Genomic DNA, 16668 nt, shown 5'->3' with positions numbered 1-16668 from the left:
GTCCCTCCCGTCCGGGCGCGGGGTCAGTCGCGCCGTTTGGCGTGCTTGGGGCCGTGGTGTTCGGGCTTCTGGAGCCGGGAGCGGACGTCCTCGGGGGGCAGGAACTGGGCCCAGCGCTCGGGGAACTCCGAGGGTGGTTCGCGGTCCTGGCCCATCACGCCGTCCTCGAACGGTTCGCCGTCGAAGTCGTCGTCCAGGCCCGCCTCCAGCGCGCGGGCCGCCCGTTCGGCCGCCTCCTGGGCCGCCGCGGCCACCCGCAGCCGGTCGACCTCGGCGCGGGCGGCGGCGGTGGCGACGGACGGCCACACCCGGTCGAGGGCCGCGTTGACGGCGGCGCCCACGAGGACGGCGAAGGCCGAGACGCCGATCCACAGCAGCACGGCGACGGGCGCGGCGAGCGACCCGTAGATGGTGAGGCCCTCGACGGTGTGGGTGAGGTAGATCCGCAGCAGGAAGCTGCCGAGCAGCCACATCATCAGGGCGACGAGCGCGCCGGGGATGTCCTCCTGCCAGGGCGAGCGGACCGGCACGGACACGTGGTAGAGCGTGGTGAGGAAGACGACGGACAGCAGGATGACCACGGGCCAGTACAGGAAGCGGACGACGTCCGCGCTCCACGGCACGACGTTCACCACGGCCTCCGGGCCGGCGACCATCAGCGGCAGTGCCACCGCCCCGATGAGGAGGGCGACGATGTAGAGGAGGAAGGCGAGCAGGCGGGTCCGGACGATGCCGCGCTTGCCCTCCAGGCCGTACATGATCGTGATGGTGTCGACGAAGACGTTCACCGCGCGCGAGCCGGACCACAGGGCGATGGCGAAGCCGACGGAGATGACGTCGGGGCGGCCCTTGGTCACGTCGCGCAGGAGGGGCTTGGCGATCTCGTTGACGCCCTTGTCGCTGAGGACGGTCGCGGACGCCTTGAGGAGGTTCTCCTGGATGGAGCCGATGGTGTTGGTGCCGGTCCAGTCGTCCAGGTAGCCGAGCAGTCCGAGCAGGCCGAGGAGCAGTGGCGGCAGGGACAGCAGGGTGAAGAACGCGGCCTCGGCGGCGAGTCCGGTGACGCGGTACTCGATGCAGGAGTTGACGGTGTCCTTCAGGAGCAGCCACGTCATCCGGCGCTTCGAGACATTTCGATACAGGACTCGTGCCCTGTGGAGTCGGCCTATCCGCCGCCCCGATGGTTCATTTGCTGCCTGCACCCTCTAACCGTATAGGCCCTGGCCAGGTTGGTTCGCACGGTGGCCGGAAGGGACGGGCCCACGGTGGCCGGCCCTGCGGGCGGTGCCGGTGGGGCGGGGCCGGTGAGGTGGCGGGGGAAGCCCGGCGGGGGGTGATGCTGCGCCGACTCGGCACCACCCCCGGCCGCTCCGCTCCAGCTTCCGCCCCCGGCGGACCCGCCCGCAACGGTTGCATCCGGTTGCAATCCGGTGGATGCCCCGACACGGGGGGCCGGGCGGCGGCACCATGGCAGCGTGAACCGCGCAATCACCGACGAGAGCCGGCTGCCGGCCGTCCGGGAGGCGAGCCTCGGGGGCGGCGCGCCGCCCGTGCCGCCGCGCCCGCTGATCGGACAGTCGTGGCACCGGGCGCGGCTGCACGGCCTCGACCCGGACACCGGGCGCCCGCACCCGCCGCCGCTGCCTGCCGAGGAGATCGAGCACCGGCGGCACGTGTCGCCGCTGGGCGGGCTGCTGCCGGAGCTCCGCGAGGGCCTGGCCGCCATCGTGGACGTCCAGCGGCACCTGATGGCCGTCACCGACGGCGAGGGCCGGCTGCTGTGGCGGGAGGGCGGAGCGGAAGTGCTGCGCAGAGCCGACCGGATGGGGTTCGCGCTGGGCGCGTCCTGGACGGAGGAGGCCGTGGGGACCAACGGGATCGGGACGGCGCTCGTGGAGCGCCGGCCCGTCCAGGTGCACTCCGCCGAGCACTTCGTGCGGACGCACCACCCCTGGACGTGCGCGGCGGCTCCGCTGCACGACCCGCGCGACGGCCGGCTGCTGGGCGTGGTGAACGTCAGCGGTGCGGCGGCGGCGTTCAACCCGGCGACGCTGCCGCTGGTGACGGCGGTCGCCAAGGTCGCGGAGGCGGAGCTGCGGGCGCGGCACTGGGCGTCGGTGGAGCGGCTGCGGACGGTCGCCGCGCCGATGCTGTCCCGGCTGGGCGGCCGTGCCCTGGCGGTCGACCGCGACGGCTGGACCGCCGCGGTGACGGGGACGGTGCCGGTGGGCCGGGTGGCCCTGCCGAAGCCGGCGCAGGCGGGTCCGGTGTGGCTGCCCTCGCTCGGGCTGTGCGTGCTGGAACCGCTGCCGGACGGCTGGCTGGTGCGGGTGGAGGAGACGGCCCGCCCGGAGCTGGCGGTCAACCGCGTGGTGCTGGACCTGCGGCGCCCCCGCGACTGGTCAGTGACGGTCCGCGGCGCGGCGGGCGAGTGGTCGCAGGAGCTGAGCCCGCGCCATGCCGAACTGCTGTACGTGCTGGCCCGGCATCCGGCGGGGCGCACGGCGGCGGAGCTGGCGGCGGACCTCTTCGGTGACGCCTCGCGCACGGTGACGGTGCGGGCGGAGCTGTCGCGGATGCGGCGCACCCTGGCGGGGGTGCTGGATCACCGCCCGTACCGGTTCGCGGACGGTCTGGAGGTGCGGCTGCTCGTGCCTTCCGACCCGGCGGAGCTGCTGCCCGCGTCGACGGCGCCCGTGGTCCTGGCCGCGCGCGGGGCGGCGCCGCCGCGGTGAGGCCGGGGGCGGGGTGGCACCGCCACGGTAAGGCCGCGCACGGAGTGGCGCCGCCGCGGTGAGGCCGGGGGCGGGGCCGGCGCGGGCGCGTGGTTGGGTGGCGGGCATGGCAGCCACTGATCGAGACGCTACGACCACCGTGACCACCTGGTCCATGGAGCAGACCGCGCCGGGCGACCTCGCCCCCGCCCCGGAGCCCGGCCCGGCCTCCGGGGTCCGGATCGTGCGGGCGGAGGTGCCCTCGCCGGAGTTCAGCCGCTTCCTCTACACGGCCGTCGGCGGGGACGTGACGTGGACCGACCGGCTGGGCTGGCCGTACGAGCGGTGGCGGGAGTTCCTGGAGCGGCCGGGCGTGGAGACGTGGGTGGCGTACGAGCGGGGGACGCCGGCCGGGTACATCGAGCTGGACACCCGGGGCGAAGGCACCGTGGAGATCAGCTACTTCGGCCTGATTCCGGCCTTCCGGGGGCGCCGCACCGGCGGGCACCTGCTGTCGTTCGGGACGGCGCGGGCCTGGGACCTGGCCGAGCGGTGGCCGGGGCTCGTGCCGACGAAGCGGGTGTGGGTGCACACCTGCAGCAAGGACGGGCCGCACGCGGTCGCCAACTACGAGCGGCGCGGCTTCCGGATCTTCGACACGACGACGGAGGAGGAGCCGGCGACGGCCCCGCCCGGCCCGTGGCCCGGGGCGTTCGACACCGCCGAAAACGCCTGACCCGGGCGCCGTTCGGGCCCGGCGCCGCTTCCCCGCACCTGCTTCCCCACCGTACGCCGTCCCACATTGCGGGACGGCGTAGTCCAGTATTCGGTCAATGGTGGACTGGCCGGAGACCGCCGTGCCACGCTTCCGTCATGTCCCGCGCCGGAGTTGCCTTGGTGAGTCGACTTCACGTCGACCTCGGCCGCATGTCCAGCGCCATCTGTCCGGCGCGCTGACGGCCTCAGCACCACCGCTCCCGCCGTTCCCCGGCCGTTCCTGTTCCCTCCGGTCCCCAGCGCCGCGGACCGACGGCAGCCGCCCGCCGGCCCTGCCGCAGGACGGCCGACCCCGCCACAGCACCGTCACCGCCCCGTCACCACCGCGCCGCATCGCACCGTCGCCGCGGCGGGCCCCTCCGGCGTACCCGCGTCCGACGCGGGACGTCCGGGCGCCCCGCCCTCCTCCGTCATGTTCCGCGCCGTGCAGAGCCAGCTCAGAAGGACACACCGCCATGGCTGCCACTTCGGACCCCTCCCGGCCCACGGCCGGGGGCGCCGCCACCGCCACGTCCCGCCGCAAGGCCGGCCGCCACCGCGGCGAGGGCCAGTGGGCCGCGGGCCACTTCACCCCGCTCAACGGGAACGAACAGTTCAAGAAGGACGACGACGGTCTCAATGTGCGGACACGCATTGAGACGATCTACTCCAAGGCGGGCTTCGACTCGATCGACCCCAACGACCTGCGCGGCCGGATGCGCTGGTGGGGCCTGTACACCCAGCGCAAGCCCGGGATCGACGGCGGCAAGACCGCGATCCTGGCGCCGGAGGAACTGGACGACAAGCACTTCATGCTGCGGGTGCGCATCGACGGCGGCCGGCTGACCGTCGCCCAGTTGCGCGCCGTCGGCGAGGTCTCCGAGACCTACGCGCGCGGCACGGCCGACATCACCGACCGGCAGAACATCCAGCTGCACTGGGTCCGCATCGAAGACGTGCCCGCCATCTGGGAGAAGCTGGAGGCCGTCGGGCTGTCCACCACCGAGGCGTGCGGCGACTGCCCGCGCGTGATCATCGGTTCGCCGGTCGCCGGGATAGCCGCCGACGAGATCATCGACGGCACGCCGGCCGTGGACGAGATCCACGACCGCTACATCGGCAGCAAGGAATTCTCCAACCTGCCGCGGAAGTTCAAGACGGCGATCTCCGGCTCGCCCGTCCAGGACGTCGTCCACGAGATCAACGACATCGCGTTCGTGGGCGTGGAGCACCCCGAGCACGGGCCCGGCTTCGACGTCTGGGTGGGCGGCGGGCTGTCCACCAATCCGCGCCTGGCCGAACGGCTGGGCGCCTGGGTGCCGCTGGACGAGGTGGCGGACGTCTGGGCCGGCGTCGTCGGCATCTTCCGCGACTACGGCTACCGGCGGCTGCGCACCCGGGCCCGGCTGAAGTTCCTGATGGCCGACTGGGGCCCGCAGGAGTTCCGCCGGGTGCTGGAGGAGGAGTACCTGGGGCGCCGGCTCCTCGACGGGCCGCCGCCCCCGGAGCCCTCCTCGCGCTGGCGCGACCACGTCGGGGTGCACCAGCAGCGCGACGGCCGCTTCTACGTCGGCTTCGCCCCCCGGGTCGGCCGGGTGGACGGCACCACCCTCACCAAGATCGCGGAGCTGGCGGCCGCGCACGGCAGCGACCGGCTGCGGACCACCGTCGAACAGAAAATGATCATTCTGGACGTGGCGGCCGACCAGGTCGACTCCCTGGTGGCAGGGCTGGAGGCGCTGGACTTCCAGGTGCGCCCCTCCCCGTTCCGGCGCGGCACCATGGCCTGCACCGGCATCGAGTTCTGCAAGCTCGCCATCGTGGAGACCAAGGCACGCGGCGCCTCGCTGATCGACGAACTGGAGCGCCGGATGCCGGCGTTCGAAGAGCCGGTCACCATCAACATCAACGGCTGCCCGAACGCCTGCGCCCGCATCCAGACCGCCGACATCGGGCTCAAGGGCCAGCTGGTCCTGGACGCCGACGGCCGTCAGGTCGAGGGGTTCCAGGTCCACCTGGGCGGCGCGCTGGGTCTGGAGGCCGGCTTCGGCCGCAAGGTCCGCGGCCTGAAGGTGACCGCCGCCGAACTCCCCGACTACGTCGAGCGCGTCCTGACCCGCTTCGAGGAGCAGCGCGAGAGCGGCGAGCGCTTCGCGACCTGGGCGGCCCGGGCCCCGGAAGGTGATCTCTCATGAGCGGGCGGGCCGCGCCGTTCTACTGCCCCTACTGCGGCGACGAGGACCTGCGCCCCTCCGAGGAGGGCCACGGCGCCTGGGAGTGCGGGGCGTGCAGCCGCGCGTTCCGGCTCTCCTTCCTCGGACTGCTGTCCCGCGGGCTGACCCCGCCGGCCGAAAGGGACCCGCGATGAACGACCTTGAGATACTCGCCGCCCGGGCGGGCCGCGAGCTGGAGCAGTCCTCCGCGCTCGACATCCTGCGCTGGGCGGCCGAGACGTTCGGCGCACGGCTCTGCGTCACCTCCTCGATGGAGGACGCGGTGGTCGCCCACCTCGCCTCCCGCGCGCTGCCCGGGGTGGACGTCCTCTTCCTCGACACCGGCTACCACTTCCCCGAGACCATCGGCACCCGGGACGCGGTCGAGGCCGTGCTGGACGTCCGCGTCCGCACCCTCACCCCCCGGCGCACCGTGGCCGAGCAGGACGCCGAGCACGGGCCGCGGCTCCACGACCGCGACCCCGACCTGTGCTGCGCGCTGCGGAAGGTCGAACCGCTCAGCCGGGGCCTGGACGCCTACGACGCCTGGGCGACCGGCCTGCGCCGGGACGAGTCGCCCAGCCGCGCGCACACTCCCGTCGTCGGCTGGGACGAGCGGCGGCGCAAGGTGAAGATCGCGCCGATCGCCCGCTGGACGCAGGACGACGTGGAGGCGTACGTGGCCGAACACGGCGTGCTCACCAATCCGCTGCTGATGGACGGGTATGCCTCCATCGGGTGCGCGCCGTGCACCCGCAGGGTCGAAGCGGGACAGGACGCGCGCGCCGGCCGCTGGGCGGGCAGCGCCAAGACCGAGTGCGGGCTGCACTGATGACACGAGACGGGGTGCGAGGGATGAGCGGGGCCACCATCTGGCTCACCGGCCTGCCGAGCGCGGGCAAGACGACGATCGCCCGCGCGCTGGCCGGGCGGCTGCGCGGCGAGGGCCACCGGGTGGAGGTGCTGGACGGGGACGAGATCCGGGAGTTCCTCTCCGCGGGCCTGGGGTTCTCCCGCGCGGACCGCGACACCAACGTGCGGCGGATCGGGTTCGTCGCCCGGCTGCTGGCCTCCCACGGGGTGACGGTCCTGGTGCCGGTCATCGCCCCTTACGCGGACACCCGGGAAGAGGTGCGCAAGCACCATCAGGAACACGGCACCGGCTATGTGGAGGTGCATGTGGCGACGCCCGTGGAGGTCTGCTCGGTGCGGGACGTGAAGGGCCTGTACGCGCGGCAGGCCGCCGGGCAGCTGTCCGGTCTGACGGGTGTGGACGATCCGTACGAGGCGCCGGCCGAGCCGGACCTGCGGATCGAGGCGCACCGGCAGAGCGTCGAGGAGTCGGCCGGGGCGCTGCACGCCCTGCTGACGGGCAGGGGGCTGCTGTGACGTCCGTGAGCGGCGCGCGCGATCCTTACGCCCTGTCCCACCTCGACGCCCTGGAGTCGGAGGCGGTGCACATCTTCCGTGAGGTGGCGGGGGAGTTCGAACGGCCGGTGATCCTCTTCTCCGGCGGCAAGGACTCCATCGTGATGCTGCACCTCGCGCTGAAGGCGTTCGCCCCCGCGCCGGTGCCGTTCTCGCTGCTGCACGTCGACACCGGGCACAACTTCCCCGAGGTCCTCGCCTACCGCGACCGCACGGCCGCCGAGCACGGTCTGCGGCTGCACGTGGCGTCGGTGCAGGACTTCATCGACGACGGGCGGCTGCGCGAGCGGCCCGACGGGACCCGCAATCCGCTGCAGACCGTGCCGCTGCTGGACGCCATCGCGGCGCACCGCTTCGACGCGGTGTTCGGCGGCGGCCGCCGCGACGAGGAGAAGGCCCGCGCGAAGGAGCGGGTGTTCTCGCTGCGGGACGAGTTCGGCGGCTGGGACCCGCGCCGCCAGCGCCCGGAGCTGTGGCAGCTGTACAACGGCCGGCACTCCCCCGGCGAGCACGTGCGGGTCTTCCCGCTGTCGAACTGGACCGAGCTGGACGTGTGGCAGTACATCGCCCGCGAGAAGATCGAACTCCCCGGCATCTACTACGCCCACGAGCGCGAGGTCTTCGCCCGCGACGGGATGTGGCTGGCGCCCGGCGAGTGGGGCGGGCCGCGGGAGGGCGAGCGGGTGGTCAGACGGCTGGTGCGGTACCGCACGGTCGGAGACATGTCCTGCACGGGCGCGGTCGATTCCGACGCGCTGACCGTCGAGGCCGTCATCGCGGAGATCGCCGCGTCCCGGCTCACCGAGCGGGGCGCCACCCGGGCCGACGACAAGCTGTCGGAGGCCGCGATGGAAGACCGCAAGCGCGAGGGGTACTTCTAGCCATGACCAGCACCTTTGAGGCGAGCACCACCTCGCTGCTGCGGTTCGCCACGGCCGGTTCGGTCGACGACGGCAAGTCCACCCTGGTGGGGCGGCTGCTGCACGACTCCAAGTCGATACTGGCCGACCAGCTGGAGGCCGTCGAGCACGCCTCCCGCAACCGCGGGACGGGCGCGCCGGACCTGGCGCTGCTGACGGACGGGCTGCGCGCGGAGCGCGAGCAGGGCATCACCATCGATGTCGCGTACCGCTACTTCGCCACCGCCCGGCGCCGGTTCATCCTGGCCGACACCCCCGGGCACGTGCAGTACACCCGCAACATGGTCACCGGCGCGTCCACCGCCGAACTGGCCGTGGTGCTGGTCGACGCCCGCAACGGCGTGGTGGAGCAGACGCGCCGCCACGCGGCCGTCGCCGCCCTGCTGCGGGTCCCGCACGTGGTCCTGGCCGTCAACAAGATGGACCTGGCCGGGTACGCGGAGCCGGTCTTCGCGGCCATCGCCGGGGAGTTCACCGCCTACGCGGCCTCCCTCGGCGTCCCGGACGTCACCGCGATCCCGATCTCGGCGCTGGCCGGGGACAACGTGGTGACGCCGTCCGCGCACATGGACTGGTACGGCGGCCCGACCGTCCTGGAGCACCTGGAGACGGTCCCGGTCGTGGCCGACCCCACGGCCGACCCGGCGCGCTTCCCCGTCCAGTACGTCATCCGCCCGCAGACCGCGGCCCACCCGGACTACCGCGGCTACGCGGGCCGGGTCGCCTCCGGGGTGCTGCGGGTCGGCGAGCCGGTCACCGTGCTGCCCTCGGGCCGGACGAGCACGATCGCCGCCATCGACGCGCTCGGCGAGCCGGTGGAAGCGGCCTGGGCCCCGCAGTCGGTGACCCTGCGCCTGGCCGACGACCTGGACGTCTCGCGCGGCGACCTCATCGCCCCGACGGCCGGTGCGCCGGCCACCACCCGGGACGTGGAGGCGACCGTCTGCCACGTGGCGGACCGGCCGCTGCGGACCGGCGACCGGGTGCTGCTCAAGCACACCACCCGCACGGTGAAGGCCATCGTCAAGGACATCCCGACCCGGCTGACCCTGGACGACCTCTCCCAGCACGCCTCCCCCGGCGAGCTCGCTGCCAACGACATCGGGCGCATCGTCGTGCGCACCGCCGAGCCCCTCGCGCTCGACGCGTACGCCGCCTCCCGGAGCACCGGCTCCTTCCTGCTCGTCGACCCCGCCGACGGGACGACGCTCACGGCGGGCATGGCCGGTGCGGCCTTCGCCGGAGCCGGGGCGGCAAAGACCCCGCAGGCCGCCGACGAGGGCTGGGACTTCTGACCATGACGTGTTGATGCTCCCGCCCCGCCGCTTCCCCGCCCCCTCCGCCCCGTTCCACCGCCGGGCGCTCCTGCGCCGTACGCCCGGACCGCCGAGAGGACCTCCTCGTGCCCGACCTCGTGCCCGCCGCCGTCCGCCGCGCCGCCCGCCGCGCCCTGCCGGCCCTGGCCGCTCTCCCGCTGCTGATCGGCGCCCTCGGCGCCTGTGGTTACGGTTCGGAGCGGGACGAGGACCCGGCCGGCCGGTCGAAGGCCACCACCGGCGGCAAGCTCTCGGTGGACACCGTGCGGATCGGCTACTTCCCCAACATCACCCACGCGACGCCGCTGGTCGGCGACCACGAGGGACTGCTCCAGAAGGAGCTGGGGGGCACGAAGCTGCGGTCCACGACCTTCAACGCGGGCCCGTCCGAGATCGAGGCCCTCAACGCCGGCTCCGTCGACATCGGCTGGATCGGCCCGTCGCCCGCCATCAACGGCTATGTGAAGTCCAAGGGCAAGAGCCTGCGGATCATCTCCGGATCGGCCTCCGGCGGGGTGAAGCTGGTCGTCGACCCGAAGAAGATCTCCTCGCTCGACGACGTCGAGGGCAAGCGGATCGCCACCCCGCAGAAGGGCAACACCCAGGACGTGGCCTTCCTCGACTGGGCGGCGGGCAAGGGCTGGAAGGTCGACCCGCAGAGCGGAAAGGGCGACGTCTCCGTCGTCCGCACCGACAACAAGGTGATCCCCGACGCGTTCAAGTCCGGTTCCGTCGACGGCGCCTGGGTGCCGGAGCCGACGGCCTCCAAGCTGGTCTCCGAGGGCGGCAAGGTCCTGCTGGACGAGGCCGCGCTGTGGCCCGGCGGGAAGTTCGTGATCACCAATGTGATCGTGTCGCAGAAGTTCCTCGACGAACACCCCGACGTGGTCGAGGCCGTGCTGCGCGGCTCGGTGCGCGCCAACGCCTGGATCAAGGCCGACCCGGCGCGGGCCAAGGCGTCCGCGAACGCGGCGCTGAAGAAGCTCTCCGGCCGGGCGCTGCCCGCCGCGGTGCTCGACCCGGCGTGGCAGAGCATCGAGGTCACCGACGACCCGCTGGCCGCCACGCTGCGGACCGGGGCGGACCACGCGGTCCGGGCGGGCCTGCTGGAGAAGCCCGACCTGTCCGGCATCTACGACCTGACCCCGCTCAACAAGGTCCTCCGGGCCGAAGGCCGGCCCCCGGTGGACGCGGCCCGGCTCGGCAAGCAGTGACCAGCGACCCACAGGCGCTCAGACACCAGGAGGTGACCGGATGGCCCCGGCACTGATCACCGACAAGGCCGGACCGGCCCCCGTCGCGGACGACGCGTCCGTGGCCGTCCGGATCGACCACGTCCACAAGAGCTTCGGCCGCCCCGGGGCGGCCCAGCCCGTCCTGGACGACATCACCCTCGACGTGCGGCCCGGGGAGTTCGTCTGCCTGCTGGGGGCCTCGGGGTGCGGCAAGTCGACCCTCCTGAACCTGGTGGCCGGACTGGACCGGCCGACCGCCGGCAGCATCGAGGTGCCGGGCGGGCGCCCGGCGCTGATGTTCCAGGAGCACGCCCTCTTCCCCTGGCTGACCGCGGGCCGCAACATCGAACTGGCGCTGCGGCTGCGCGGGGTGCCGCGGGCGGACCGGCGCCCGGAGGCGGAGCGGCTGCTGGAGCTCGTCCGGCTCGGCGGCGCGCACGGCAAGCGGGTCCACGAGCTGTCGGGCGGCATGCGGCAGCGGGTCGCGCTGGCCCGCGCCCTCGCGCAGGACAGCCGGCTGCTCCTGATGGACGAGCCGTTCGCCGCGCTCGACGCGATCACCCGGGACGTGCTGCACCACGAGCTGACGCGCATCTGGTCCGGGACGGGGCTGTCAGTGCTGTTCGTCACCCACAACGTCCGCGAGGCCGTGCGGCTCGCCGAACGCGTGGTGCTGCTGTCCTCCCGGCCCGGGCGGGTGGCCCGCCAGTGGACGGTGGACATACCGCAGCCGCGCCGGATCGAGGACGCGGCGGTCGCGGACCTCTCCGTGGAGATCACCGAGGAACTGCGCAAGGAGATCCGCCGCCATGGCCAGCACTGAGACTCCCCCGTCCCGCCCGGCGGCGGACTCGGGCGACCTGGCGGGGCTGGAGGCCGGGCTCGACGCCCTGGACACCGTGCAGGTCAGGCGGCAGCCGCTCGCCCAGCTCCTGGTGCACAAGGTCCTGCCGCCGGTGCTCGCGGTCCTCCTGGTGCTGCTCGTCTGGAAGCTGCTGGTCCTGGCCCAGGTCACCGACGACTACAAGCTGCCCGACCCGTCGGCCGTCGCGGACAGCCTCGGCGAGCTGTGGCGGCGCGGCACCCTCTTCGACATCGTCTGGACGAGCGTCTCCCGCGGCCTGCTGGGGTTCCTGGCCGCACTCGCCCTGGGCACCCCGCTCGGGCTGCTCGTCGCCCGGGTGCCCTTCGTCCGGGCCGCCATCGGGCCGATCCTGTCCGGGCTGCAGTCGCTGCCGTCCGTCGCCTGGGTACCGGCCGCGGTGATCTGGCTGGGCATCACGGACGCGGCGATGTACGCGGTGATCCTGCTGGGCGCCGTGCCCTCCATCGCCAACGGGCTGGTCTCCGGCATCGACCAGGTGCCCCCGCTGCACCTGCGCGCCGGGCGGACCATGGGCGCCACCGGGTGGCGCGGCGCCCGCTACGTGCTGCTGCCCGCCGCCCTGCCCGGGTACATCGCGGGCCTCAAGCAGGGCTGGGCGTTCTCCTGGCGCTCCCTGATGGCCGCCGAGCTCATCGCCTCCTCCCCCGAACTGGGCCTGGGCCTGGGCCAGTACCTGGAGAACGCCCGCACCGACTCGGACATGCCGGGGGTGCTGCTCGGCATCCTCCTGATCCTCTTCGTCGGCATCGCCATCGACCTGATCGTCTTCAGCCCGCTGGAACGCCGTGTGCTGCGCGGCCGCGGGCTGGCGACGGCCGGCCGGTAGAAGGAACACCTGGTGCGAACCACGACGCGCGTCCCCGCCCTCCTGATCGTCGCCCACGGCAGCCGCGACCCCCGGCACGCGGCCACGGTCTCCGCGCTGCGCGCCCGGGCGGCGGAACTGCTGCCCGCGGCACCGGTGGAAGCCGGCTACCTGGACTTCTGCGAGCCGGGCGTGGAGCGGGCCCTGGAGCGGCTGGCGGGGGCGGGGGCCCGGGAGGTGGTGGCCCTGCCGCTGCTGCTCACCCGGGCCTTCCACGCCAAGTCCGACATCCCGTCCGTCCTGCGCGAGGCGGCGGCCGCCCTACCGCGGCTGACGGTGCGCCAGGCGCCGGTGCTGGGGCCGTCGCCGCTGCTGACCGCCGCCCTGGAACGGCGGCTGTTCGAGGCCGGAGTGCGCCCCGGCGACCGGCGCTCGACCGGGGTCGTCCTGGCCGCGGCGGGCTCCACCGACCCGGAGGCGGGCGCGGTGATCGCTGACATCGCGCGGGAGTGGCGGCGCACCGGCTGGTGCGCCGTGCGGCCCGCGTTCGCCTCCGCTTCCCTGCCGGGCACCGGCGACGCCGTGCGGGCCCTGCGGGCCGAGGGCGTCCGCCGGGTCGCGGTCGCCCCGTACGTCATCGCCCCCGGCCGCCTCCCGGACCGGATCGCGCTCGGCGCGCGGGAGGCGGGCGCGGATGTCCTGGCGGACGTCCTGGGGCCCGCGCCGGAGCTGATGTCGCTCCTGGTGCGCCGCTACAAGGAGGCGGTGTCGGCGGGGCGCCTCGCGGCCGCCGCGGCCGGCCGCTGACCGGTTCCGCCGTCAGGACTCGACGGCGGTGCCGACGCCCAGGGCGAGCAGGACACCGCCCGTGGCGCGCTCCAGGTTGCGGTGGACGCGCGGGCGGCGCAGCCACGTCGTCATGCGCGCGGCGCACACCGCGACCAGCAGCATCCACAGGGCGGCGACGACCGCGTCGACGACACCGAAGAGCAGGGTCGTCCCGAAGGGCGAGCTGCCCTCGGGGAGGAACTGCGGGACGACGGCGACGAAGAAGACGCCGACCTTGGGGTTGAGCAGACAGCTCAACAGCCCCTGGCGGAACGCCTCTCCCGTGCGCAGCCCGCCGCCGGGCAGCGGCTCCTGCGCCCGGTCCTCGCGCGCGGGCGCGCCGGCGGCGCCGCGCCGCGGGCGCTGTGCCCAGAGCGCCTGGCCGCCCAGGAAGACGAGATAGGCCGCGCCGGCCAGCCGGACCACGGTGAACGCGGCGTCCCACCGCTGGAGCGCCGCCGCCAGCCCGAACGCCGCGGCCACCCCCCACGCGAGGGAGCCGAAGGCCGCCCCGAGGGCCGTGGCGCTGCCGGTGCGCCGCCCGCCGCGCAGACAGTTGCGCAGGACGAGGAGGGTGTCCGGGCCCGGCGCCATGGCCACCAGGAGGGAGAAGAGGGCGAAGGCGAGTATCGCGGCGGTCACGGTGAACTCCTTGTCCGTACGAAGGCGCTGACCGTGAGCTTAACGGGGACGGGAACGGCAGGACCGGCCGTCGCACCCCGTGGGGGTGGGGAACGACGGCCGGCCGGTGACTGCGTGCGGGAGGTGCTACTGAACGACCTTCAGCAGCTTGTTGGGCGTGCCCGCGGAGGGGTTGGAGACCTTGTCCGGCGTGGCGCCCTGGACGAGCGCGGCCGCGACCTGGTCGGGGGTGGCGTCCTGGTGACCGCTCAGGTAGGCGGCCGCGGCGCCCGCGACGTGCGGGGTGGCCATGGACGTACCGGAGATGGTCTTGGTGCCGGAGTCGTCGTCGTTCCAGGCGGACGTGATGTCCGAGCCGGGGGCGTAGAGGTCGACCGTCGCTCCGAAGTTGGAGAAGTCGGACTGCTGGTCGTCCTTGGTGGTGGAGGCGACGGTGATCGCCTCCTTGACCCGGGCCGGGGAGCTCTGGCCGGCGTCGGTGGACTCGTTGCCCGCCGCGACGGCGAAGGTCACGCCGGAGGCGATGGCCTTCCGCACGGCGGCGTCGAGAGCTTCATCCACGCCCCCGCCCAGGCTCAGGTTGGCGACGGAGGGGCCCTTGTGGTTCTTGGTGACCCAGTCGATGCCCGCGACGACCTGTTCGGTGGTGCCGGAGCCCTCCGCGTTGAGCACCCGGACGGCCACGATCTTCGCCTTCTTGGCGACGCCGTGGGCGCTGCCCGCGATGGTGCCCGCGACGTGGGTGCCGTGGCCGTTGCCGTCCTCGGCCTTGTCGTTGTTGTCGACGGCGTTGAAGCCGTAGGCGGCCCGCCCGCCGAAGTCCTTGTGGCTGATGCGCACACCCGTGTCGATCACGTACGCGGTCACGCCGTCACCAGCGGCGTCCGGGTAGGTGTACTTGCCGTCGCCCTTGGTCTCGGCCTGGTCGATGCGGTCCAGCCCCCAGGAGGGTGGGGCCTCCTGGGTGGCGTTGATGCTGAAGCGGTGGTTCTGGACCACCTTGTCGACGGACGGGTCGGCGGCGAGGCGCTTGGCCTCGGTCCGGTCCAGACCGCTGGCGGAGAAGCCGTTGACGGCCGAGTCGTACGTGCGGTTGAGCTTGCCGCCGTACTGCTCGGCCAGGTTCTCGCCCTTCGCCTTGACGGACTTGGCGCCGACGGCGCCCTTGCCGCTCGCACCGTCCTTCAGCAGGACGATGTAGCTGCCGTCGATCGCGTCCTTGGCCTGGGTGCCGTGGACGGTCCCTTCGGCGGGAGCGGGCGCGGCGCCGGCGGGCAGGGCCAGCACCGTGACTCCGGCGGTGACGGCGGTGGCGGCGGTTATCGCCAGTGCCAGCCGCCCCTTGCCGGAACGCTTGTGACTTGCCATGACGAGGTTTCCTCCTCGTGCGGAATGTGGGGGGGAAATGCGCGTTGTCGCCAACGCACCCGGGGCGACGGAAGTGCTCGCTCCGGGTGGGCGAAACCCTGTCAGGATTGACGCGCTCAATTCAAGATCCGCGGCCAGGTGTGACATACGCAACGTCGTTACGTAAATTCAAATCCCGCTGAACGACGGCAAATTGGACAGCCTCCTGACAATGACTGCCAGGTTTTACTTGAAGGACACACGCAAGGCGGCCGCCAACTTCCGGCCCTCGCACGCGGTTTCACACATGAGCCGGGGCCGGTACAGAAGTCGGTTCTCAACTCGCCGGACTCCCAGGCCCTTTGGGGCGCGGCGACAGCGGGCGACGGCATTCCACCCCGGCCCGGCCCACTCCGGCCCGGCGCGGCGCGGACACCGGGGCGGGATGCCGGTGACGAGAAGCATGACGAGACGCTTCGTCTCGAAGACTTCCGCTCCGGGGGCCGCTCTCCGCCCCCCACCTGGGACACTGAGGGCATCAGGTCCGACGGCAGGCGGGGAAGCACAGCGATGAGCACGGTGGACGGAGTGGGCGCGGCCTTCACGGAGGGGCGGGCGCGCGGGCTCCTCGCGGCAGCGGTGCCGGAGGTGTCCGCGGCGGACGCGACCCTGCTCACGCTGGGCGAGAACGCCGTCTTCGGCATCGGCGGGCTGGTCGTCAAGGTCGGCCGGGACGCCTCCCTGCTGGCCCGGGCCGCCCATGAGCTGCGCGTCGCCTCCTGGCTCGCGGAGGCCGGCGTCCCCGCCGTGCGGGCGGCGGAGCCCACGGCCCGGGCGGCCGAGGGCCACCCGGTGACGCTCTGGCACCGGCTGCCGGAGGCCGTGCGCCCGGCCGGCCCGGCCGACCTCGCCGAGGTGCTGCGCCTGGTGCACGCCCTGCCGGAGCCGGGCTTCGCCCTGCCGCGGCGCGAACTGCTCGGCGGGGTGGAGCGCTGGCTGCGGCTGGCGGGGGACGCCGTCGACCCGGCCGACGCCGCCTTCCTCCGGGAGCGCCGGGACGGCTTCGTGGCGGCGGCCGCCGCGCTGTCCCCGCACCTGCCGCCGGGGCCGATCCACGGCGACGCCCTGCCGCGCAACGTCCTCGTCGGCCCGGACGGGCCGACCGTGGTCGACCTGGAGACCTTCTCCGGAGACCTGCGCGAGCACGACCTCGTGGTGCTCGCGCTCAGCCGGGACCGGTACGGGCTGGACCCCCGCGCCTATGACGACTTCGTGCGGGTCTACGGGTGGGATGTACGGGAATGGGCGGGATGTGAAGTACTGCGCGGGGCGCGGGAGACCGCGAGCTGCGCCTGGGTGGCCCAGCACGCGCCGGGCAACCCGGCGGCACTGACGGAATTCGGCCGCCGGGTCGCATCCCTGCGGGAAGGCGACACCGCGGTGCGGTGGTACCCCTTCTAGAGACACAGAGCCCCCGGACGGGGGGGGGGGTGGGTGTGGGGGGGGCAGAGGAACAACGCCGCGCGGGGCGCCCGCCGGCGGGAGCTGGGAGGTGTGGTGGGGTGGGGGCGGCCGCCG

General features: G+C 73.7%; 16 protein-coding genes. 13 read left to right on the top strand and 3 right to left on the bottom strand.

What is annotated here, in order from left to right:
* Nucleotides 1-23: 23 nt before the first annotated feature.
* Complete coding sequence (locus ABZ951_RS24850) at nt 24-1202, bottom strand: YihY/virulence factor BrkB family protein (protein WP_344094276.1); 1179 nt, start codon at nt 1200-1202, stop codon at nt 24-26.
* Between the two features lie 273 nt (nt 1203-1475).
* Between ABZ951_RS24850 and ABZ951_RS24845 the strand changes: the two genes are divergently transcribed.
* The 12 genes from ABZ951_RS24845 (at nt 1476) to ABZ951_RS24790 (ending at nt 13080) form a co-directional block, all read left to right on the top strand.
* The gene (locus ABZ951_RS24845; protein ID WP_344094278.1) at nt 1476-2735 is read left to right on the top strand and encodes a GAF domain-containing protein; all 1260 of its coding nucleotides are present in this window, start codon (nt 1476-1478) and stop codon (nt 2733-2735) included.
* A 106-nt stretch (nt 2736-2841) separates the two neighbouring features.
* Nucleotides 2842-3450 carry a GNAT family N-acetyltransferase gene (locus ABZ951_RS24840; protein ID WP_344094280.1) on the top strand — a complete coding sequence of 203 codons (609 nt, stop codon included), beginning with the start codon at nt 2842-2844 and terminating at the stop codon, nt 3448-3450.
* Nucleotides 3451-3946: 496 nt separating this feature from the next.
* A complete protein-coding gene (locus ABZ951_RS24835) occupies nt 3947-5665 on the top strand; it encodes a nitrite/sulfite reductase (protein ID WP_344094283.1) in 1719 nt (572 codons plus the stop codon).
* Nucleotides 5662-5838: a hypothetical protein gene (locus tag ABZ951_RS24830; RefSeq protein ID WP_344094286.1), complete on the top strand. Its 177-nt coding sequence runs from the start codon at nt 5662-5664 to the stop codon at nt 5836-5838. Before ABZ951_RS24835 ends, ABZ951_RS24830 begins: the two co-directional genes overlap by 4 nt.
* Complete coding sequence (locus ABZ951_RS24825) at nt 5835-6515, top strand: phosphoadenylyl-sulfate reductase (protein ID WP_344094288.1); 681 nt, start codon at nt 5835-5837, stop codon at nt 6513-6515. Before ABZ951_RS24830 ends, ABZ951_RS24825 begins: the two co-directional genes overlap by 4 nt.
* Entirely contained in the window at nt 6515-7072 is a 558-nt protein-coding gene (gene cysC / locus ABZ951_RS24820; protein WP_344094290.1) for an adenylyl-sulfate kinase, read from the top strand. Before ABZ951_RS24825 ends, cysC begins: the two co-directional genes overlap by 1 nt.
* Before the next feature lie 5 nt (nt 7073-7077).
* Nucleotides 7078-7992, top strand: a complete 915-nt coding sequence (gene cysD, locus ABZ951_RS24815) for a sulfate adenylyltransferase subunit CysD (protein ID WP_344094331.1) — start codon at nt 7078-7080, stop codon at nt 7990-7992.
* A gap of 2 nt (nt 7993-7994) precedes the next feature.
* The gene (locus ABZ951_RS24810) at nt 7995-9326 is read left to right on the top strand and encodes a GTP-binding protein (protein WP_344094292.1); all 1332 of its coding nucleotides are present in this window, start codon (nt 7995-7997) and stop codon (nt 9324-9326) included.
* Between the two features lie 107 nt (nt 9327-9433).
* Nucleotides 9434-10561: an aliphatic sulfonate ABC transporter substrate-binding protein gene (locus ABZ951_RS24805; RefSeq protein ID WP_344094295.1), complete on the top strand. Its 1128-nt coding sequence runs from the start codon at nt 9434-9436 to the stop codon at nt 10559-10561.
* Nucleotides 10562-10601: 40 nt separating this feature from the next.
* Complete coding sequence (locus tag ABZ951_RS24800; RefSeq protein ID WP_344094297.1) at nt 10602-11405, top strand: ABC transporter ATP-binding protein; 804 nt, start codon at nt 10602-10604, stop codon at nt 11403-11405.
* Nucleotides 11392-12294, top strand: a complete 903-nt coding sequence (locus ABZ951_RS24795; protein WP_344094300.1) for an ABC transporter permease — start codon at nt 11392-11394, stop codon at nt 12292-12294. The genes ABZ951_RS24800 and ABZ951_RS24795 overlap by 14 nt, the downstream gene beginning before the upstream one ends.
* Nucleotides 12295-12306: 12 nt before the next feature.
* The gene (locus ABZ951_RS24790; protein WP_344094303.1) at nt 12307-13080 is read left to right on the top strand and encodes a sirohydrochlorin chelatase; all 774 of its coding nucleotides are present in this window, start codon (nt 12307-12309) and stop codon (nt 13078-13080) included.
* 12 nt (nt 13081-13092) lie between these two features.
* Here the strand turns inward: ABZ951_RS24790 and ABZ951_RS24785 are convergent, their stop codons facing one another.
* Both ABZ951_RS24785 and ABZ951_RS24780 read right to left on the bottom strand, forming a co-directional pair.
* Nucleotides 13093-13743 (bottom strand): LysE family translocator, encoded by a 651-nt coding sequence (locus ABZ951_RS24785; RefSeq protein ID WP_344094306.1) that lies wholly within the window; start codon nt 13741-13743, stop codon nt 13093-13095.
* A gap of 126 nt (nt 13744-13869) precedes the next feature.
* Nucleotides 13870-15111 (bottom strand): S8 family peptidase, encoded by a 1242-nt coding sequence (locus ABZ951_RS24780; protein ID WP_344094308.1) that lies wholly within the window; start codon nt 15109-15111, stop codon nt 13870-13872.
* Nucleotides 15112-15660: 549 nt separating this feature from the next.
* On the opposite strand from ABZ951_RS24780, the gene ABZ951_RS24775 reads away from it, so the two are divergent.
* On the top strand, nt 15661-16551 hold the full coding sequence (locus ABZ951_RS24775) for an aminoglycoside phosphotransferase family protein (RefSeq protein ID WP_344094310.1): 891 nt from the start codon (nt 15661-15663) through the stop codon (nt 16549-16551).
* The last annotated feature ends 117 nt before the right edge of the window (nt 16552-16668 follow it).

Origin of the sequence: Streptomyces sp. NPDC046215, from assembly GCF_040646215.1 — a bacterium.
Lineage (GTDB): Bacteria > Actinomycetota > Actinomycetes > Streptomycetales > Streptomycetaceae > Streptomyces > Streptomyces stramineus.
This window is presented reverse-complemented; position numbering and strand designations above follow the sequence as displayed.